The organism is Streptomyces sp. Y20 (genome assembly GCF_043195475.1).
In the GTDB taxonomy this organism is placed as follows: Bacteria; Actinomycetota; Actinomycetes; order Streptomycetales; family Streptomycetaceae; genus Streptomyces.
This window is the reverse complement of sequence record NZ_JBIDDP010000001.1, coordinates 275,473-294,809: the sequence shown is the minus strand read 5'-3', so window position 1 is coordinate 294,809 and position 19,337 is coordinate 275,473. Positions and strand designations below refer to the sequence as shown.

The window sequence follows — 19,337 nt, the reverse complement described above, 5'->3', positions numbered from 1 at the left end:
CACATCGGGTGTTCCTCCGCCGGCTGCGCCTCGCTGGGCTCCCGCACGGTGGCTCCCTGCGGGCGGACGAAGGGAGGGCCGCCTCCATCGTGGCCGCGCCGGGGCCCCCTTTTAGTCGGGGTGGCCACCGGCCCCGGGGTGGAGTTTCCTCCCCCCGTCCCCGCCCTCGTGGCCGGCAGCGGCCCGGCATCGCCGGCGCCGTCCGGGGAACTCGGCGCTCCGGAACACGGGGCCGCCGTCGGGCGGAGGAGGTGCCGTTGCCGTGGACGACTGGGAGATGTGGGAGATGCACGACGAGGTACAGCTGTCACCGTGCGAGCGGCTGGCGCTGCTGCAGATCGAGTCGAGACTGCGGCAGGACCGCCGGTTCGCGCGCCGGATGGGCTGCCCGCGCGGTCCGGGGTGGCTGCCGGTGGCGGTCGTGCTGCTGACGGCCGCGTCGGTGTTCGTGGCCGTCATGGGCATCCGCACCTCGGACCCGGCGCTGCTGTGGTGCTTCGCGGCGCTGTGGCCGCTGACCCTCGTGCAGGTGTTCCGGCTGCTGTGCCGGGCCACCCGCACCCGGATCCGCGCCGGCGCCCGGGTCACTCCCTGGCTCTGAGCCCCGGCAGCAGAAAGCACGGCCCGGCAACGGGAAGCGGGGCCGGGCAACCTGCCCGGCCCCGCCTTCTTCCGCCCGTGGCGGTGCCGCGTCAGCTCTCCTTGCCCCGCCCCGACAGCGCGTCGCGCATCCGGTCGACCAGGCCGGCGCCCGGGGCCAGCAGCTTGTTGGCCGGGGGCTTGTCCGGCGCCGCCGGGTGCGGCCGGGTCGGCGCCGTCTTCTTGGCCCGGCGCACCTTGTCGCCGAGGGTCATCAGCGCGTCGGGGGAACAGGCCGCCTCCAGACGCGGGAAGAGGTTCAGCTCCTCGTCGGTCACATGGGAGCGGATCTCCGTCATCAGCTGCGCCATGAGCGTGTCGAACCGGGGGTCGTCGGCCTGACAGCCCTCCAGGTCCTTCATGATCTGCTCGGCCTTCGCGTGGTCCTCCAGCTCCTTGTCGGCCAGGGCGTCCCCGCCCGTGAGGTGCTCGCGCACCGCCGGGTACAGATAGGCCTCCTCGGCGACGGAGTGGCGGACCAGCTCGATCGTGGCCTGGTCGGCCAGGTTCTTGCGTTCGCTGGAACCGGGCGGCAGCGCCTCGATCCGGCCGAAGAGCTCCTCGACCTCACGGTGGTCGGTGGTGAGCTCCTGGATGACGTTTCCGCCGTGACCCATCGTCGTACCTCCTGAATGACACGCGGCGGCCCGTGAGCGGCCGGCCGTCGTCCGGCCGGGTGCCCCGGGGACGGCGGGCCACACGGTCCGTCCCGTCCGGCCACCGGATCGGGTGACAGACGTGGCAGACGGCGGCCATCCGGCCCGTTCGGGCCCGCGCCCCCTCCCGCGGTGCCGCATGATCCCGCTGCGGACAGCCGCGCTCGGGTGTGCCCACCGCCCGGGTGCCCGCGCCCGACCGCGGGCACCAGCGGACCGGCCTCCTGAAACCACCCCGGCGGCGAGTCGTCTGCAAGTTCTGAACCCGTCTTCGGAAGCCGCTAATCGCCCGGCGTACCGCCAGGCGCGCGAGGCGGCGTGCGCGGTGCGGGCCGGCCGGGGGGCCTCCGGTGTTTTCCAGGGGCAACTCCCCGCACGGGCCGGCCTTCCGGGTGCCGGCGGAACCCGGACATCGTCGTGCAGGAGCCTTCCCGCCGTGCTGGACGGGGAGCCGGAGTCGCGCGAGCACCCGTGATCCGGGAGAATCAGAATCCAACGCGTGAACCCAACTGGCAGGGGAACCCAGCTGCCAGTGCCGTCCAGCAAGCGGCGGCCGATCAGGGCGGTCCTCCGGATGAGCGGGGACCCGGCCCTCTCCTCCCCTTCTCTCCCAGCGGGCCGACGATGTCGGACCCGGCGACGCAGTACGCGCCGACGCCCGCCCAGGGCGTCTTCGCGGCGCGAACGACGTGGACGAAGGAACAGGCCCATGACTGCTGAGACACCGTTCTCCTGGCGGCGCGCCCTCGTGACCGGGGGCGCCGGTTTCCTCGGCTCCCATCTGTGCGAACGGCTGCTGGATTCGGGCGTCGAAGTCGACTGTGCCGACAACCTGGCCTGCGGCCGGCGCGAGAACGTCGCGCACCTGGAGGACCGGCCCGGATTCCGGTACGTGCACTGCGACGTCTCCGCGGCCGAGTGCACCGGACTGCTGCCGGGCCCCTACGGCCTGGTACTGCACTTCGCCTGCCCGGCCTCACCCGCCGACTACCTGCGGATGCCCCTGGAGACGCTGGACGTGGGCAGCCTCGGCACCCGCAACGCGCTGAGGATCGCCGAACGCGACGGCGCCCGCTTCCTGCTGGCCTCCACCTCCGAGGTGTACGGCGACCCGCTGGTGCACCCGCAGCACGAGGGCTACTGGGGCAACGTCAACCCGGTCGGGCCGCGCAGCGTGTACGACGAGTCCAAGCGGTTCGGCGAGGCCCTGGTGACCGCGCACGCCGGCACCCGGGGGACGAACGCCGGGATAGTACGGCTGTTCAACACCTACGGGCCGCGCATGCGGGCCCACGACGGCCGCGCGGTACCGACGTTCATCTGCCAGGCCCTGGCCGGCGAACCGCTCACGGTGACCGGCGACGGCAGCCAGACCCGCTCGCTGTGCTACGTCGACGACACCGTCGACGGCATCCTGCGGGTGGCCGCCAGCCGCTCCGTACGGCCCGTCAACATCGGCGGCAGTGACGAGATCACCGTCGCCGACCTGGCCCGCCGGGTGGTCGCCCTGACCGGTTCCCGCTCGCCGATCGCGTTCATAGACCGGCCCGTCGACGATCCCGGCCGGCGCCGGCCCGACACGACCCTGGCGCGCGAACTGCTCGGCTGGTCCCCGCAGATCCCCTGGGAGGAGGGCCTGAAGCAGACCATCGCCTACTTCTCCGCCCTGCCCCCGGAACCGGCCTCGCGCGCGGAGGTCCCGGCCCCGCATTCCTGACCCCCGCCCCCGGCCCTGGAGACAGCGCATGCACGTCCTCGGAATCAACGCACTCTTCCACGATCCCGCCGCCGCCCTGATCACCGACGGCACGGTCGTGGCGGCAGCGGAGGAGGAACGCTTCTCACGCCGCAAGCACGGCAAGCGCCCCGTTCCCTTCTCCGCCTGGGAGCTGCCCGAGCAGTCGGCCCGCTGGTGCCTGACACAGGCCGGCCTCACCCCGGCCGACCTGGACGCCGTCGCCTACTCCTACGATCCGGCACTCGCCCGTCCCGCCGAGCGGCTGGGGCTGCACGACCCCTGGGACCACCTGCGCCAGGAGTACGCCCGCCGGGCCCCGGAATTCCTCGCCGAGGCCCTGCCCGGACTCGACCCGGCCAAGGTCAGGTTCGTCCCGCACCACGTGGCCCACGCCGCCTCCGCCGGGGCCGTCTCGCCGTACCCGGACTGCGCCGTCCTCGTCCTGGACGGCCGCGGCGAGTGCGGCTCCCACCTGGCAGGCCGCTACACCGGCCGCGAACTGACCGTCCTCGTCACCCAGGAACTGCCCGACTCCCTGGGTCTGTTCTACGAGGACCTCACCCAGCACCTCGGATTCCTGCGCAGCAGCGACGAGTTCAAGGTCATGGCCCTCGCCTCCCACGGCACCCCGCGCTTCGCCGGCCGGCTGCGCGAGTACGTCCACACCGATGACGGCGGCGGTTTCCGGGCCCGCCCCGTGCCCTGGGCGGAACTCGTCCCGGCGCGCCCCGCCGGCGGCGCCTGGGACCAGGACCACGCCGACCTCGCCGCCAGTGCCCAGCTCTGCCTGGAGGAGGCCATGCTGGGCCTCGCCCGGTGGCTGCGCGAGCGCACCGGCGAGGACGTGCTCACCCTGGCCGGCGGGGTCGCACTCAACTGCGTGGCCAACACCCGGCTGTGGCGGGAGAGCGGCTTCGCCCACGTGTGGGTGCAGCCCGCCGCAGGCGACGCCGGCACGGCCCTCGGCGCCGCGGCGCACATCGCCGGGCAGAAGGACACCCTGGAGCCGATGCCGACGGCCGCGCTCGGCCGCGGCTGGAGCGACACCGAGCTGCGGGAGTGGCTCGACCGGGCGGCCGTACCGTACGAGGAGCCCGCCGACATCGCCGAGACGGCCGCCGAGGCGCTGGCCGCCGACGGGATCGTGGCCTGGTTCCAGGGCCGCAGCGAGTACGGGCCCCGTGCGCTCGGGCACCGCTCGCTGCTCGCCCACCCGGGCCGGGCCGCCAACCTGGAGCGGCTCAACGCCGTCAAGGGACGCGAGGAGTTCCGGCCCGTCGCGCCCATGGTCCTCGCCGAACGCGCGGCCGAGATCTTCGACGGGCCGCTGCCCAGCCCGCACATGCTCTTCGTCCACGACGTGGCCCCCGACTGGAGGGCCCGCATCCCGGCCGTGGTCCATGTCGACGGCACGGCCCGCGTCCAGACCGTGGACCGGGACCAGGAGCCGCTGGTGGCCCGGATGATCGAGGGTTTCGAACGGCGCACCGGACTGCCGGTGGTGGTCAACACCAGTCTGAACACCGCCGGCCGGCCCATGGTCGACGACCCCAGGGACGCCCTGGAGTGCTTCGGCTCGGCCCCCGTGGACCTGCTGGTGCTCGGCCCGTTCGCCATCCGACGCGGGAAGGCGTTCGCATGAGCGACGCACCCGCGTACACCGTCGTCGTCCCGACGATCGCCCGCCCCTGCCTCGCCGAGTGCCTGCGCGCGCTCGCGGCGGCCGGCGACCATCCGCCGCACGAGGTGGTCGTCGTGGACGACCGGCCCGCACCCGACGGCGGCCTGCCGCTGGAGCCGGCCGGGCAGCTCCTCGACCGCGTCCGCACCCTGCGCACCGGCGGCCGGGGCCCGGCCGCCGCCCGCAACGCCGGCTGGCAGACCGTCCGTACGCCCTGGACGGTCTTCCTGGACGACGACGTCCAGGTGCTGCCCGACTGGTCCCGGCGGCTCGCCGAGGACCTGCGGAAGGCCGGTCCCGACGTCGGCGGCATCCAGGGTCGGCTGCGTGTCCCCCTGCCCCCCGACCGCCGGCCCACCGACTGGGAACGCACCACCAAGGGCCTGGAGAACGCCGCCTGGGCCACGGCCGACATGGCCTACCGCACCGAGGCCCTCAAGCGGACCGGTGGCTTCGACGAACGCTTCCCGCGCGCCTTCCGCGAGGACGCCGACCTCGCCCTGCGCGTCCAGCGGGCCGGCTGGTCCCTGGTCCGGGGCGGACGGGTCACCCGGCACCCCGTCCGCCCGGCCCACTGGTGGGCCTCGCTGCCCGCGCAGCGCGGCAACGCCGACGACGCCCTGATGAACCGGCTGCACGGCCGCGACTGGTGGGACCGCGCACAGGCGCCCCGCGGCCGGCTGCCCCGCCACCTCGTGGTCACGGGAGCCGCCCTCGCCGCCGCATCCTGCGCCCTGACCGGGCGGCGCCGGGCAGCGACCGCCTGGGCGGCGCTGTGGACGCTGGGCACCACCGAGTTCGCCCTCGCCCGGATCCTGCCCGGCCCGCGCACCGCCCGCGAGATCGCCGGGATGCTCGGCACCAGCGTGCTCATCCCGCCCCTCGCCGTCCGGCACTGGGTGTGCGGCATCGTCCGCCACCGGCAGGCCGAACCCCTGGGAGGCGCCGAGTGAACAGGCTGTCCGCCGTCCTCTTCGACCGCGACGGCACCCTCGTGCGGGACGTGCCGTACAACGGCGACCCCGGCCGGGTACGGCTGCTGCCGGGCGCGGCCGCTGCCGTCGCGCTGGCGCGGTCCGCCGGGCTGCCGACCGGGGTCGTCAGCAACCAGTCCGGCATCGGGCGCGGCCTGCTCACCGTCGAGCAGGTGCTCCGCGTCAACGCGCGTGCCGACGAGCTGCTGGGCGGACTGGACACCTGGCTGTTCTGCCCGCACGCCCCGGACACGGGCTGCGCCTGCCGCAAACCCCGGCCCGGCCTGATCCGCACCGCCGCCGCCCGGCTGGGCGTCGAGGCCGCCGGGTGCCTGGTGATCGGTGACATCGCCGCGGACGTGCTGGCCGCCCGCGCGGCGGGCGCCCGGGGTGTGCTCGTCCCGAACGCGGCCACGGCACCGGCGGAGGTGGCACGTTTCGCCATGGACAGCGCCCCCGACGTACTCACCGCCGTACGCGCGGCACTGGCCGAGGCCGGCCTCCCGCCCGGCGGGAGACCGGCCTCGGCCGGGAGGCGGCCGTCTGCGACCGGGAGACAACGGTCCGCACGGGACCCGGCCACCGGCCAGGCCCACACCCGGACACCCTGGCACGGCACCGCGAGGCCCGCGGTCCCCACGGCGCCCGCGGTGCCCGCGACGCCCGCGGGTGCCGCGACACCCGCTCCTGTGGCTTCCGCGGCCTCAAAGGCCGCCGGGTCACCCGCTCCTGTGGGCCCTGTGGGCCCTGTGGGCCCTGTGGCGGCTGCGGCCGGTGCGGCACCCGCCCCTGCTCCTGCGGCCCCCACCAACCGCACCGCCCCCACGGTTCCTGCGGCTCCCACGGCCACCGCCGCCTCTTCGGCTCCCGCGCCCCGCCCCGCCCCAGCGGTCACGGCGGCCCCAGCGGCCCCCGCACCCCCCGGAGTCCCCCGGGCCTTCGAGAGCGGGCGGTCGGACGGCGTGGCGGTCCCCGTGGCGCACGCGGCCCCCGTGTCCGCGCCGTCCGCGGGGAGGCGGTCGCGGTGAAGGCCCTCGTCGTCCGTCTCGACAGCTTCGGCGACGTCCTGCTCGCCGGCCCCGCCGTACGCGCCGTCGCCGCCCACGCCTCCCACGTCACGATGCTCTGCGGCCCGCGCGGCGCGGACGCCGCCCGACTGCTGCCCGGCGTGGACGAGGTGCTGGAGTGGGCGGCGCCCTGGGAGGGTTTCGACCCGCCCCCGGTCGTCCCGGCGGACATCGACGCCCTGCTGGGACGGCTGCGCGCCGGCGCCTACGACACCGCGCTCGTCCTCACCTCCTTCCACCAGAGCCCGCTGCCCACCGCGCTGCTGCTGCGGCTCGCCGGCGTCGGCCGGATCGGCGCGGACAGCGTCGACCACCCCGGCCGGCTGCTCGACGTACGCCACCGGCGGCAGGGCGGCCGGCACGAGGCCGAGGCGGCCCTGGAGACGGCCGCCGCCCTGGGCTTCCCGCTCCCGGCCGGAGACGACGGCCGGCTGCGCGTGCTGCCGCCCCCGGACACCGGTGGCCTCACCGGCCACGGCCCCTACGTCGTCCTGCACCCCGGCGCCAGCGCCCCCGCCCGCGCCTGGAGCCCCCACCGCTGCGCGGAGGCCGTCGCCCTGCTCACCGACGCCGGGCACCGCGTCGTCGTCACCGGCGGCCCCGGCGAGAGGGCCCTGACCCGGCAGGTGAGCGGCGACCTCGCCGTGGACCTCGGCGGCCGGACCTCGCCCCGCACCCTCGCCGGCGTGCTGCGCACGGCCGACGCCGTGATCAGCGCCAACACCGGCCCCGCCCACCTCGCCGCCGCCGTCGGCACCCCGGTCGTCTCGCTGTTCGCGCCGGTCGTGCCGGCCGGCCGCTGGGCGCCGTACGGCGTCCCCGTCATCCTGCTCGGCGACCAGTCCGCGCCCTGTGCGGACACCCGGGCCCTCACCTGCCCCGTGCCCGGCCACCCCTGCCTGGACGAGGTCACCGGACAGGACGTGGTGCGCGCGGTGCACAAGCTCATCCAGGAGCGGCAGTCATGAACATCCTCGTATGGCACGTGCACGGATCCTGGCTCACCGCCTTCGTGCAGGGCCCGCACACCTACCTGGTCCCGGTCACCGGGGACCGCGGCCCCGACGGGCTCGGCCGGGCCGTGACCTGGCACTGGCCCGCGGCCGTCCGGGAACGCACCCCGGGCGAACTGCGGGACAGCGACATCGACCTGATGGTCCTGCAACGCCCCCACGAGATCGACCTGGCCGCGCGCTGGACCGGCCGCACGCCCGGCGTGGACGTGCCCGCCGTGTACGTCGAGCACAACAGCCCCGACGCCTCACCCGAGCGGCAGCCCCACCCGCTGGCCGGGCAGTCCCGGATCCCCGTCGTGCACGTCACCCACTTCAACCGGCTCATGTGGGACAACGGCCGGGCCCCGGCCGAGGTCGTCGAGCACGGCATCCTCGACCCCGGCCCGCTGTGGACCGGCACCGAGCGGCGCGCGGCCGTCGTGGTCAACGAACCCGTACGCAGGGGCCGTACCACCGGCACCGACCTGCTGCCCCGGTTCGCCCGCTCCGCGCCCCTGGACGTCTTCGGGATGCGCACCGAAGGGCTCGCCGAGCACCTCGGCCTGCCGCCCGGGCGCTGCCGCACCCGGGACCTGCCGCAGCACGAACTGCACCGCGAGATGGCCCGCTGCCGTCTCTACCTGCACCCCGTGCGCTGGACCTCGCTCGGCCTGTCCCTGCTGGAGGCCATGTTCCTCGGCATGCCCGTGGTCGCCCTGGACACCACCGAGGTCCGCGAGGCCGTACCCGACGGCGCCGGGGTGGTCTCGAACCGCCTCGACGTGCTGGAGGACGCCGTACGGGCCCTCCTCGCCGAACCCGGGCTGGCCCGCCGCACCGGCGCGGCGGCCCGGGCTGCGGCCCGGGCCCGCTACGGAGAGCGGCGCTTCCTGGAGGACTGGGAGCGCCTGATCAAGGAGGTCACCCGATGAGCCGCATTCCGCACACGGCCGGGCGCGTCGCCATGGTCTCCGAGCACGCCAGCCCGCTGGCCGCGCTCGGCGGACCGGACGCGGGCGGCCAGAACGTGTACGTGGCGCAGGTCGCCCGGCAGCTCGCCAGAAAGGGATACCGGGTCACGGTGTACACCCGGCGGGACTCCGCGGGCCTGCCCGACCGGGTGACCCTCATCGACGGCGTCCAGGTCGTGCACGTGCCCGCCGGGCCGCCCGCGCCCGTCCCCAAGGACGAACTCCTGCCGTACATGGCCGAGTTCGGGAATTTCCTGGCCCGGCAATGGACGCAGAGCCCGCCCGACGTGGTCCACGCCCACTTCTGGATGTCGGGCCTGGCCGCCCTGGCCGGCACCCGGGAACTCGGTATCCCCGTCGTGCAGACCTACCACGCGCTCGGCACGGTCAAGCAGCGCTACCAGGGCACCGCCGACACCAGCCCGCCGCAGCGCCTCGCCATCGAGGAGGCCGTCGGCCACGAGTGCGCCCGGATCATCGCCACGTGCAGCGACGAGGTGGCCGAACTGAAGGCCATGGGGCTGCCGGAGGACCGGATCAGCGTGGTGCCCTGCGGGGTGGACCCCGACCAGTTCGCGCCCGTCGGCCGCCCGCGCCGGGCCGGTGCCCGCCGGCGGCTGCTGGCCGTCGGCCGGCTCGTCCCCCGCAAGGGCTACGACCGCGCCATCCGCGCCCTGGCCGGCGTCCCCGACGCCGAACTCCTCATCGCCGGAGGCCCGGAGGCCGATCTGCTCGGCACCGAACCCGAGGCCGCGCGCCTCTACGGCACGGCCGCCGAACTCGGGGTCGCCGACCGCGTCACCCTGCTCGGCGGCGTCAGCCGGGCCCGCATGCCCCGGCTGATGTCCAGCGCCGACCTGGTGCTGTCGCTGCCCCGGTACGAACCGTTCGGCATCGTCCCGCTGGAGGCCATGGCCTGCGCCACCCCGGTCGTCGCCACCGCCGTCGGCGGCCAGCTCGACACCGTCGTGGACGGCACCACCGGCGTCCTCGTCCCGGCCGACGACGACCACGACCTCGGCGCCGTCGTCCGCGGCCTCCTCGCCGACCCCGACCGGCTCGCCCGGTACGGGGCCGCCGGCCGCGAACGGGTCCTTGGCCACTACACCTGGGACCGGGTCGCCGACGGCGTGGCAGCGGTGTACGGCGCCGTGTCATCCGTCCGCTCGCTCTCGGGAGTCGTCCGATGAAGACCGCCACCGGCAGCACGCACGGCACCACGCACGGGGCCGTCAACGACACCACCCACTGCGACGACCTGACGAAGGCCCTGGAGACGTTCCGCGGCAACGGTCCGCTCCTCGAACGCTGGGGCACCCACCTCGCCCGCCGGCTGGGCTCCGGCGCCCGGCTGCTCGTCGCGGGCAACGGCGGCAGCGCCGCGCAGGCACAGCACCTCACCGCCGAACTCGTGGGCCGCTACCGCGACGACCGGCCGCCGTTCTCCGCGGTCGCCCTGCACGCCGACACCTCCTCCACCACCGCGATCGCCAACGACTACGGCGTCCAGGAGGTGTTCGCCCGCCAGACCGCCGCCCACGGCCGGCCCGGCGACGTCCTGCTGCTGCTGTCCACCAGCGGGGCGAGCGCCAACCTGCTGGCCGCCGCCGAGCGCGCCCACCGTCTGGGCATGACGGTGTGGGCGCTGACCGGACGGGCCCCCAACCCGCTGCACCTCGGCGCGGACGAGGCCCTGTGCGTCGACGCCCCCGTCGCCGCCACCGTCCAGGAACTGCACCTGGTCGCCGTGCACATGCTGTGCGAGGCATTCGACCGGGCCGTCGCACGCGGCGAGTCGGACCACCGGGCCGACGGCGACGGCGCCGGCACCAAGCCCTCGGCCGACGGCAGGCCGGGTGTCGTCGGCCGGCTCGTGGGCCGTGCCCGCACCGTCGGCCGTGCCGCGTCCGGCGCGCCCGCGGCCCCCACGGAGGGACACGCGTGAACGCCTCGCACACACCCCTGGTCGTCGTGGGCGACGCCCTGCTCGACCACGACCTGTGCGGCCGGGCCGAACGCCTGGCCCCGGACGCCCCCGTACCCGTGGTCCACGGCACCCGGCGCAGCTCCCGCCCCGGCGGAGCCGCCCTCGCCGCCTGCCTCGCGGCGGCCGACGGACGCCCCGTCACCCTGGTCACCGCTCTCGGCACCGACCCCGCCAGCGACACCCTGCGCGAGCTGCTGGCCGGCCGGGTCGACCTGGTCCAGGTGCCGCTGGAGGGCACCCTCAGCAGCAAGACCCGCGTCCTGGCCGGGGACCGGCCGCTGCTGCGCCTCGACGACGGCGAGGGACACGCCCGCGAGGCCACCCGGGAGGCGGTGTCCACGGTCGCGGCGGCCGACGGCGTCCTCGTCGCCGACTACGGCCGCGGCACCGCCGACGTCCTCCGGGACGCGCTGGCGCACACCGCGGCGCCCGTCGTGTGGGACCCCCACGTCCGCGGCCGGCCCCCCGTGCCAGGCGTCCGCCTGGTCACCCCCTCGGCACAGGAGGCACGCGCGTTCGCCCGCCGGCTGGCCGACGGCGGCGACGCCGGCGACGCGGCCGGACTGCGCACCGCCGCCCGGGACGCCCGCGCCCTGGTCGCCGCCTGGCAGGTGCAGGCCGTCGCCGTGACCCTCGGCGACCGCGGCGCCCTCCTCTCCCACGGTGAGACCCCGCTGCTCGTGCCGACCACGGGCGCCGCCTCCGGCGATCCCTGCGGCGCCGGCGACCGGTTCGCCTCCGCCGCCGCCGGTCTGCTCGCCGACGGCGCCCTCACCGAGGCCGCCGTCCAGGCCGCCGTCCACGCCGCCACCCGCTACGTCGCCGAGGGCGGCGCCCGCGCGGTCACCGGTGCGGACCGCCCCGAGCCGGCCGCCGAACCCCCGGCCGACGGCGACACCACCGCCGACGCCGTGCGCACCGCGGCCCGCGTCCGGGCCGCGGGCGGCACCGTCGTCGCCGCGGGCGGCTGCTTCGACCTGCTGCACGCCGGGCACGTCGCCCTGCTCCAGGCCGCCCGCCGGGCCGGTGACTGCCTGATCGTCTGCGTCAACTCCGACGACTCGGTACGCCGCCGCAAGGGCGACGGCCGGCCCCTCGTCCCGGCCGCCGACCGGGTGCGGGTGCTGCGTGCCCTGGAGTGCGTGGACGCGGTCGCCGTCTTCGACGAGGACACCCCCGAACGCGTCCTCGGCGACCTCCGCCCGCACATCTGGGCCAAGGGCGGCGACTACGCCCGGACCCGGCTGCCCGAACAGCCCCTCGTGGAGAGCTGGGGCGGCCAGGTCCTGCTCCTGCCCTACCTCGACGGCCGCTCCACCACCGTCCTGGCCCGCCGCGCCGCCCGGACGCCGGCCCCGGGCTCCCCGAGATGACCCCCGCGGGCCGTTCCTGCGCCCCACGCGTCCGCGTCCAGCCGGGGACCCGTGGCCTCTCGCGCACGGCCGGCCTGCCGGGAGGCTTCGGCTGCGGTACGTTCCCGGAGCCGGCGGGCGTGGCCGGCGCGCGGTCCTGGCGTGCCCGACGCTCGCTCGTCCTCCCGCGAGGTGCCGGCTTCGGCGCCTGCCGGGGAATGGTGGAGGCGAGCACCACACAGCCCCCGCGCGCGCACCGCGCGCCCCGCACGGTCGACCCGGCGCTCGGTGACCGGCCCGGCCCGCCGGGATGCGTCAGCCTCGGCATCCGCCGCCGGCCGACGGAGATGACCGGTGGGCGCCCCCCACGCGGCCGGCTCGCACTCGGCCCGGCGCGCGGGCTGTCCGCCCCGCCAGGTGTCCGACGGGCGACTGCTCCGCCCCCCGGGGGCCGGTGGCCGAGGGGCGCTGCCGGTGCCGGGCCCCGCCCTGCGCGCCGGCCGCCGCCCGGTGTCCGCCGGATCCACGTCCCCGTCCACCACCGCCCGGCCCGGAGCGCCGGCTGTCCGCCTCGCCAGGCCGCCGGTGCCCGGGCGGCGTACGCCGGTGCCGGGCCCGGCCGTCCGTGGCGGCCGCCGCCGCCCGGTGTCCACCGGATCCACGTCCCCGGCCACCACCCCCGTCCCGCCCCCGACCACGCGGGCTCCACGCCCCACCCGCCGGAGGGTTGCCTCGGTGAGCACTGAGCACTTCGCGAGCCCCCCCGACGCGCCACGCGTCCTGGTCCTGCGTGCGCTGGGCCTCGGTGACCTGCTGGCCGGCGTGCCCGCGCTGCGCGGTGTCCGCCGGGCCTTTCCCGGGCACCGGGTCGTCCTCGCCCAGCCGCCGGGCCTGACCGAACTCGCCCTGGCCACCGGGGCGGTCGACGCCGTGTTCCGGGCCGGGGCACCGGGCCGGGCCGTCCCGGCGCTCACCCACTGGTCGGGGCCGCCCCCCGACGTTGCCGTCGACCTGCACGGCAACGGCCCCGAGAGCCGCGACGCGCTGGCCGCCCTGCATCCGCGCCGGCTCCTCGCGCACGCCTGCCCGGACGGGCCGCCGTGGCGGGGAGGGCTCAACGAACGCGACCGCTGGTGCGCCTTCCTGCACGCGTACGGCATCCCGGCCGACCCCCTCGACCTGCGCCTGCCCCGGCCCGCCGCGCCGTCCCCGGCCCCGGGCGCGGTCGTCGTGCACCCCGGGGCCGCATCGGGCTCGCGCCGCTGGCCAGGGGAGCGGTTCGCCGCCGTCGTACGGTGCCTGCGGGCGGCCGGACACCACGTGGTCCTCACCGGCGGCCCCGGCGAGGACGCCCTGGTCCGCTCGGTCGCCGAACGCAGCGGCCGGCGCACCGGCGACGTGCTGACCGGCGGCCTGCCGTTCGCCAGGCTGTCCGCGCTGGTCGCCGGGGCGTCCCTGGTGCTCAGCGGCGACACGGGCCTCGCCCATCTCGCGGTGGCCCACGGCACCCGCTCGGTCACCCTGTACGGGCCGGTCTCCCCGCGCCTGTGGGGTCCGCCGCCCGGCCCGGACCACGTCGCCCTGTGGAAGCCCGGCCCGCCCGGCGACCCGCACGGCCGCACCCCGGACGCCCGCCTGCTGCGCATCGGCAGCGGCGAGGTCGCCGCGGCCTGCCTGACGCTGCTCCGGGATCCCCGCGGCAGGCGGCGGTACAACGGGGAGGTCGCACATGTCCGCTGAGCAGGCACCCGGACACGTCCGCACGGCGCCCGCAGACGGCGACCCCCGGGTCACCGTCGCCGTCATCACCCGGGACCGCAGCGCCAGTCTGCTGCGCACCCTGGACGCCCTGGCCGCGCTGCCCGAGCGGCCGCCGGTCGTCGTCGTCGACAACTCCCGTGACGACAGCACCTACCGGGCCGTGTCCGGCCACCCGGCGATCACCCGCCTGCTGCGGCCCCCCGCCAACACCGGCGCCCTCGGCCGCAACCTGGCCGCCCGGCACGCCCGCACCCCCTACGTCGCCTTCAGCGACGACGACTCCTGGTGGACGCCGGGCAGCCTCGCCCGGGCCGCCGACCTCCTGGACGGGCACCCACGGCTCGGCCTGCTCGCCGCCCGCACCCTCGTCGGTCCCGAGGCCGCCGAGGACCCCCTCAACGCCGTACTCGCCGCCTCACCCCTGCCGCCCGAGCCGGACCTGCCAGGCCGCCCCGTGCTCGGCTTCCTCGGCTGCGCCTGCGTGGTCCGCCGCGAGGCCTTCCTCGGCGTCGGCGGCTACCACCCGCTGCTCTTCTTCGGCGGTGAGGAGACCCTGCTCGCCTACGACCTCGCCGCCGCGGGCTGGGGCGTCACCTACGAGCCCTCCCTCAGCGCCTGCCACCACCCCGGGACCCACGGCCGCACCGGCCGCTCCTCCCTCGTCCGGCGCAACCACGTGCTCACCACCTTCCTGCGCCGCCCCTGGCCGGTAGCCCTGCGCGCCGGCACCGGCCTCGCTCTGGCCGCCGCGGCCGGCCGTCCCGGCGCACGCAGCGCCCTGAAGGAGGCCCTCACCCGGTTCCCGGCCGCCCTCGCCCGCCGCCGCACCCTGCCCCCGCACGTCGAACACGCCGCCCGCCTGCTCGACCGGGAGCCGGCCGGCGGCCCGAGGAAAGGCGCCACGCGATGACCGGCACCACCGCGCCCGACGCCCGCACCCGCACCGTCCCCGACGACCGCACGACCGTCGTCCTGATCACGTACAACCGCCGCGACGAACTGCTGCGCACCCTGAACCTCCTGCGCCGGCTGCCCGAGCGCCCGCCGGTGATCGTCACCGACAACGGCTCCACCGACGGCACCGCCGAGGCCGTCGCCCGCGACTTCCCCGGGATGACCCTGCTGCGCCCCGGCCGCAACCTCGGCGCCATCGGCCGCAACCTGGCCGTCCAGCGGGTGCGCACGCCCTACGTGGCCTTCTGCGACGACGACTCCTGGTGGGCGCCGGGCAGCCTCGCCCGGGCCGCCGACCTGCTCGACACCCGCCCCCGGCTCGCGGCCGTCACGGCACGGATCATCGTCGAGCCGCGCGGCACCGAGGACCCGGTCGTACGTGAACTGCGCGAGTCCCCCCTGTCCGGCCCCGAGTGGCTGCCGGGCCCCGCCCTCGGCTCCTTCCTCGCCGCCGCCACCGTGCTGCGCACCGACGCGTTCCGCGCCGGCGGCGGCTTCCACCCCGGGCTGTGGCTCGGCGGCGAGGAGGAACTGCTCGCCTGCGACCTGCTGCGCCAGGGCTGGTGGCTGGCCTACGCCGAGGAACTCACCGTCCACCACCAGGCCTCCGTGCTGCGCGACAGCACGGCCCGGCGCGTTCTCGGGCTGCGCAACACGCTGTGGTTCACCTGGCTGCGCCGCCCGCTCCTGCCGGCGCTGCGCCGTACCGGGCACCTCGCGCGGACCGTGCCCCGCGACATCGCCTCCGTCCGCGCCTTCGCGCACGCCGCCGCCGGGCTGCCGTGGGTGCTGCGCCACCGCGACCCCGTACCGCCGGACCTGGAAGTCCGGCTGGCCGCGCTGGAACGGGCCCGCAGGGACTCACCCGCCCGGCGGTACGTCGGCTGAGTTTCGCGACGTACGACACGCCAGGTTGACGTCGTTGCGCCGGCCGACGGGCGCGGGCACAGTGAAGCCCCCGGTCAGGACGCGGCCGGCTGCTCCTTCCACCCCGCTCAGGAAGCCCGGTCCCCATGGAATCCCGATCACTCACGGACAGCGGTCAGCCGTCCCCGGCCCGCGTCCGCCCCGGCGGTCCCGCCCCTCTGCTCCTCCAGACCGTGCACGAGTACCGCGCCGGGCTCGGCGCCATCAGCGTCCTGAAGGCCCGGGGCACGGTGGACGACTCCAACGCCCGGCAGTTCGCCGAGGCCCTCGCCGAACACGTCGGCCACGCCGGCCAGGCCGGGGAACATCCCCTTCTGGACCTGACCGAGGTGTACTTCGCCTGCGCCGCCGCGATGCGCGCCCTGGACCGGGCCACCGGACCCCTCGCCCGGGCCGGCCGCGCACTGGCCGTCGTGCAGCCCCGCCCGCACGTGCGGGAGGCCCTGACGAACGCCGGCCTGCCGGGCGTCCGCGTGCACGCCACGCTGGCCTCCGCCCTGCACGCCCTGCACGCCCCGCATCCCCGGGCGGAGCGGGAACCGGCCCGCGCGGAGCCCGGCGACCCGGCCTGACGCCCGCGTCCGAACGGGTGCCCGAGCCGGTGCCCGTGCCCCGGGCGGAGGACGGTGCGGTTGAGGGCAGGGGGCCTGGCGTGCAAGGTGGTGCAACGGTCAGGAAGAGGCCGAACGATCCCTGAGTGACGTCCTTTCTGGGGGATGCCATGAAACCCTCTTCCGCCCGGCCGGCCGCACGGGCTCCCCTCGTCATCGACTCCTCCGTGGTCGAGGGTCCGTCCGCCGGGGGCGCCCTGCTGCTGCGCATGTCGGGCACCCTGGACGCCGACGGAGCCCAGGCCTGGTCGGACGCGTTGCGCGGCCACCTGGAGCGGGCGGACCGCGCCGGGCTGCGGCCCGTCCTCGACATGGCCCACGTCCACCTCGGCGGCGCCGCCGTGCTGCGTACGCTCAGCGAGACGGCCAGGGCCCGCACCGGACGCCCGGAGCTGATCATCGTCCGCGCCCGGCCCGGTGTGCGCGAGGCGGTGCACCTGGCCCGCCTGACCGGTGTCCGGCTGTACGCCACCCTCGAGGAGGCCCTGCGTGAACCGGGCCGCACCGCCTCCGGTGCGGAGGAGCCGCCCGCCTGGCGCTCACAGCTGACGGACCCGCTGCGGCCTTCGTACGACGACCTGTACCGAGAGGTCCGCGCGCTGCGCGCCCGGGTGCGCACGGCACCGGTGATCGGCATGGCGCAGGGCACGCTCATGGCCCGCTACGGCCTGCCGGACCCCAGCAGCGCCTTTCGGGCACTCAGGGAGGCCTCCCAGCGGCTCAACGTGCCGCTGCGCGTCCTGGGCTCCGCCGTGGTGGCGGCCCGGCCCCCGGACGGCGAGGTGTGGTTCCCCGGCCGCCGCTCCCTCCCCGCGCCGCAGCTGCGGATCCTGGCCCGCAGCGGTCGCGACCCGCGCTACCGGCGGCAGATGATCGACGCCGTCCTGTGCGAGGCACTGGCCGTCGGGCGGGCTCCCGCCGGGTACGTGCGGTGTGTGGACCCGGCCGTCAACGCGCTGACTCTCGAGGCCCACCACGGTTGCGCGGAAACGTTTCTGGACCATCTCGAGCGCGGCGGGGCCGACACCGACACGGCCGCCCGGACCAGGAACCGCCCCGTGAGCGTGCCCGACGTCGCCACCGAGCCGCTGCTCCGCGACGACTTCCGGCGCGCCCTGCTGACCTCCGGCATCCGTGCCCTCCACAGTGTTCCGGTGCCGTCTCCCGCAGGCCCGTGCGCCGGCGTGATCACGGTGCACTGGCCCGAGGCCCGGCACCGGCCGGTCGCCGGCGAGGCCTTCGCCCTGCTGGCCGCCGACACGTCGGCCTGGCTGAGCTGGTACCACCGCTCGGTACTCCTGGACGCCCTGGAACACCTGCACAGCGCGCTGACCGCCGGCGCACCGGCCGCACGGCAGCCCGGTCACAGGTGACCTCACGGCAGCCCGGCCGGCCATGAGAACGGCCCCGCGCGCGGGCACCCCGGCCCCGAGGGAGCGCGCTACGCTCCGGGGTATGCGGATCTCCGTCTCCTCCGACATGGACGAACCCGTGGCCCGCCTCCTGGTGGCCGAACTGCGGCGCCGTGGCCACCACGTGCGGGAACACGGCGCGCTGCGGGCCGGGGCCGACGCGCAGTGGGCCGCCTGCTCGGAGGCCGCCGCCCGGGACGTGGCCGAGGACGCGGCCGACCAGGCGGTGGTGTGCTGCTGGACCGGCACGGGCGCCTCCATCGCGGCCAACAAGGTGCCGGGAGTACGGGCGGCCCTGTGCACGGACGCCGCCACGGCGGACGGCGCGCGCCGCTGGAACGACGCCAACGTCCTCGCCCTGAGTCTGCGCCTGACCTCCGAGCCGGTGCTGAGGGAGATCCTGGACGCCTGGTTCGCCGCCGAACCCAGCCAGGACGCGGAGGACAGGCAGAACGTGGCCCGCGTCGGCCGCCTGGACGCCGCCCGGACGAATCCCTAGGGGGCGCGGGCGGGCCGGCGCGGGCCGGGGCCGGTGAGCGGGCTGATCGAGGAGCCCGGCTTCGGGGCTCTCAGTGGGCGCCGAGTCCACCGCCGCCGAACGAACCGCTGGACCCTCTGCTCCAGCGCGGGCGGTCCTCCGACTCGCTCGGCCGGGAGTCCATGTTGGTCAGCTCGTACGGCGTGAGCGGGCGTCCGCCCTCGGGGGTCTGCGGCACCTCCTCGAACTCCCTGTTCTGCCGGACCTCGTGTACCGCGCCCTCCGGCGGCAGCTTGGGTTGTTCCTCGGGGCGCGGGCGCGGCGGCTCCCGGTACTTGACGCGGGAGGTCATCCAGAAGCCGCCGGCGAGCAGCGCCAAGAGGGCCACGGCCACGAGGAACAGGAAGAGGCTCATCAGGCCGCTCGCCGCGGCCAACTGCATCGATGCGGTGTTCATAGAACAGGGATACCCATCCCGAATGGGTGCAAATCCGGACAAGATGTATGGATGGTGTCGGATGGCGGTGAACCGCTGTTGGACGGCGGTGAACCGCCCGCAGGCCCGGGGAGCACAAGGCTCGCCGCCGGTCCGCGGCGTAGGTCCCCGCCGGTCCGTGGCATCGGTCCCCACCCGTCCGTGGCACGGGTCCCCGCCGGTCCGTGGCACGGGTCCCCGCCGCTCCGTCATCGACCCCGGAATCCGGTTTGCGCCCCCACGCCCCGGCTACCCGCACGGTGTGACACCGCCGACTTCGCAGCAGCAGCTCTACCGGTTCCTGGAGGACCGCTTCGCGTGTGCGCAGGCGTGTACGGAGTGCGCCCGGACCTGCGCGGTGCGGGCGAGTCTCGTCGAACCGGACGGCACCGAAGGCCAGGAGCGCGTACGCCGGCTCGGCATCATGTGCGCCGAGGTGTGTGACGCCACCTGCCGGGTGCTGTGCGAGGAGAACCACCAGGACGAGGAGGCGCTCCGCGTCCGGGTGGAGTGGTGCCGCTCGGTGTGCCTGGAGTGCGCGCACGCCTTCGACGAACACCCCGGTGCCGAGTCCGCCGCGGCCGTCTGCCGTGGCTGTGCGGACGCCTGCGCGGGCTTCCTGGAAATGCTGAAGTGAGCGCCCGTACCCCCTGAGCGCC

Annotated in this window: 19 protein-coding genes; 17 read left to right on the top strand and 2 right to left on the bottom strand. The window is 76.3% G+C overall.

Annotated elements, in window-relative coordinates:
* Positions 1–262 precede the first annotated feature (262 nt).
* Positions 263–601 (top strand): DUF3040 domain-containing protein, encoded by a 339-nt coding sequence (locus tag ACGFT1_RS01370; RefSeq protein ID WP_373906959.1) that lies wholly within the window; start codon positions 263–265, stop codon positions 599–601.
* 91 nt (positions 602–692) lie between these two features.
* Here ACGFT1_RS01370 and ACGFT1_RS01365 read toward each other — a convergent pair whose 3' ends face one another.
* Positions 693–1,256, bottom strand: coding sequence for a hemerythrin domain-containing protein (locus tag ACGFT1_RS01365; RefSeq protein ID WP_373906958.1), 564 nt, complete (start codon positions 1,254–1,256; stop codon positions 693–695).
* 748 nt (positions 1,257–2,004) lie between these two features.
* On the opposite strand from ACGFT1_RS01365, the gene ACGFT1_RS01360 reads away from it, so the two are divergent.
* The 15 genes from ACGFT1_RS01360 to ACGFT1_RS01290 all read left to right on the top strand — a co-directional run bounded on the left by ACGFT1_RS01360 (position 2,005) and on the right by ACGFT1_RS01290 (position 18,224).
* Complete coding sequence (locus ACGFT1_RS01360) at positions 2,005–3,012, top strand: NAD-dependent epimerase/dehydratase family protein (RefSeq protein WP_373906957.1); 1,008 nt, start codon at positions 2,005–2,007, stop codon at positions 3,010–3,012.
* Between the two features lie 28 nt (positions 3,013–3,040).
* Positions 3,041–4,675 (top strand): carbamoyltransferase, encoded by a 1,635-nt coding sequence (locus ACGFT1_RS01355; RefSeq protein ID WP_373906956.1) that lies wholly within the window; start codon positions 3,041–3,043, stop codon positions 4,673–4,675.
* Positions 4,672–5,667, top strand: coding sequence for a glycosyltransferase family 2 protein (locus ACGFT1_RS01350; protein ID WP_373906955.1), 996 nt, complete (start codon positions 4,672–4,674; stop codon positions 5,665–5,667). The genes ACGFT1_RS01355 and ACGFT1_RS01350 overlap by 4 nt, the downstream gene beginning before the upstream one ends.
* Positions 5,664–6,716: an HAD-IIIA family hydrolase gene (locus tag ACGFT1_RS01345; protein ID WP_373906954.1), complete on the top strand. Its 1,053-nt coding sequence runs from the start codon at positions 5,664–5,666 to the stop codon at positions 6,714–6,716. Before ACGFT1_RS01350 ends, ACGFT1_RS01345 begins: the two co-directional genes overlap by 4 nt.
* Entirely contained in the window at positions 6,713–7,723 is a 1,011-nt protein-coding gene (locus tag ACGFT1_RS01340; protein WP_373906953.1) for a glycosyltransferase family 9 protein, read from the top strand. Before ACGFT1_RS01345 ends, ACGFT1_RS01340 begins: the two co-directional genes overlap by 4 nt.
* Positions 7,720–8,682, top strand: coding sequence for a glycosyltransferase (locus ACGFT1_RS01335; protein WP_373906952.1), 963 nt, complete (start codon positions 7,720–7,722; stop codon positions 8,680–8,682). The genes ACGFT1_RS01340 and ACGFT1_RS01335 overlap by 4 nt, the downstream gene beginning before the upstream one ends.
* Positions 8,679–9,911 carry a glycosyltransferase gene (locus tag ACGFT1_RS01330; RefSeq protein ID WP_373906951.1) on the top strand — a complete coding sequence of 411 codons (1,233 nt, stop codon included), beginning with the start codon at positions 8,679–8,681 and terminating at the stop codon, positions 9,909–9,911. Before ACGFT1_RS01335 ends, ACGFT1_RS01330 begins: the two co-directional genes overlap by 4 nt.
* Positions 9,908–10,666, top strand: a complete 759-nt coding sequence (locus ACGFT1_RS01325; RefSeq protein ID WP_373906950.1) for an SIS domain-containing protein — start codon at positions 9,908–9,910, stop codon at positions 10,664–10,666. The genes ACGFT1_RS01330 and ACGFT1_RS01325 overlap by 4 nt, the downstream gene beginning before the upstream one ends.
* Positions 10,663–12,081: a PfkB family carbohydrate kinase gene (locus ACGFT1_RS01320; RefSeq protein WP_373906949.1), complete on the top strand. Its 1,419-nt coding sequence runs from the start codon at positions 10,663–10,665 to the stop codon at positions 12,079–12,081. Before ACGFT1_RS01325 ends, ACGFT1_RS01320 begins: the two co-directional genes overlap by 4 nt.
* Before the next feature lie 714 nt (positions 12,082–12,795).
* Entirely contained in the window at positions 12,796–13,800 is a 1,005-nt protein-coding gene (locus ACGFT1_RS01315) for a glycosyltransferase family 9 protein (protein WP_373906948.1), read from the top strand.
* Positions 13,790–14,731, top strand: coding sequence for a glycosyltransferase family 2 protein (locus ACGFT1_RS01310; protein WP_373906947.1), 942 nt, complete (start codon positions 13,790–13,792; stop codon positions 14,729–14,731). Before ACGFT1_RS01315 ends, ACGFT1_RS01310 begins: the two co-directional genes overlap by 11 nt.
* Positions 14,728–15,663 carry a glycosyltransferase family 2 protein gene (locus tag ACGFT1_RS01305; RefSeq protein WP_373906946.1) on the top strand — a complete coding sequence of 312 codons (936 nt, stop codon included), beginning with the start codon at positions 14,728–14,730 and terminating at the stop codon, positions 15,661–15,663. The genes ACGFT1_RS01310 and ACGFT1_RS01305 overlap by 4 nt, the downstream gene beginning before the upstream one ends.
* Before the next feature lie 125 nt (positions 15,664–15,788).
* On the top strand, positions 15,789–16,274 hold the full coding sequence (locus ACGFT1_RS01300) for an STAS domain-containing protein (protein WP_373906945.1): 486 nt from the start codon (positions 15,789–15,791) through the stop codon (positions 16,272–16,274).
* A 149-nt stretch (positions 16,275–16,423) separates the two neighbouring features.
* A complete protein-coding gene (locus ACGFT1_RS01295) occupies positions 16,424–17,686 on the top strand; it encodes an ANTAR domain-containing protein (protein ID WP_373906944.1) in 1,263 nt (420 codons plus the stop codon).
* Positions 17,687–17,768: 82 nt separating this feature from the next.
* Positions 17,769–18,224 (top strand): RpiB/LacA/LacB family sugar-phosphate isomerase, encoded by a 456-nt coding sequence (locus ACGFT1_RS01290; RefSeq protein ID WP_373906943.1) that lies wholly within the window; start codon positions 17,769–17,771, stop codon positions 18,222–18,224.
* A 70-nt stretch (positions 18,225–18,294) separates the two neighbouring features.
* Here ACGFT1_RS01290 and ACGFT1_RS01285 read toward each other — a convergent pair whose 3' ends face one another.
* A complete protein-coding gene (locus ACGFT1_RS01285; protein ID WP_373906942.1) occupies positions 18,295–18,660 on the bottom strand; it encodes a DUF6479 family protein in 366 nt (121 codons plus the stop codon).
* Between the two features lie 280 nt (positions 18,661–18,940).
* Here ACGFT1_RS01285 and ACGFT1_RS01280 point away from each other — a divergent pair, with 280 nt between their 5' ends.
* Positions 18,941–19,315 carry a ferredoxin gene (locus ACGFT1_RS01280; RefSeq protein ID WP_373906941.1) on the top strand — a complete coding sequence of 125 codons (375 nt, stop codon included), beginning with the start codon at positions 18,941–18,943 and terminating at the stop codon, positions 19,313–19,315.
* Positions 19,316–19,337: the final 22 nt, after the last annotated feature.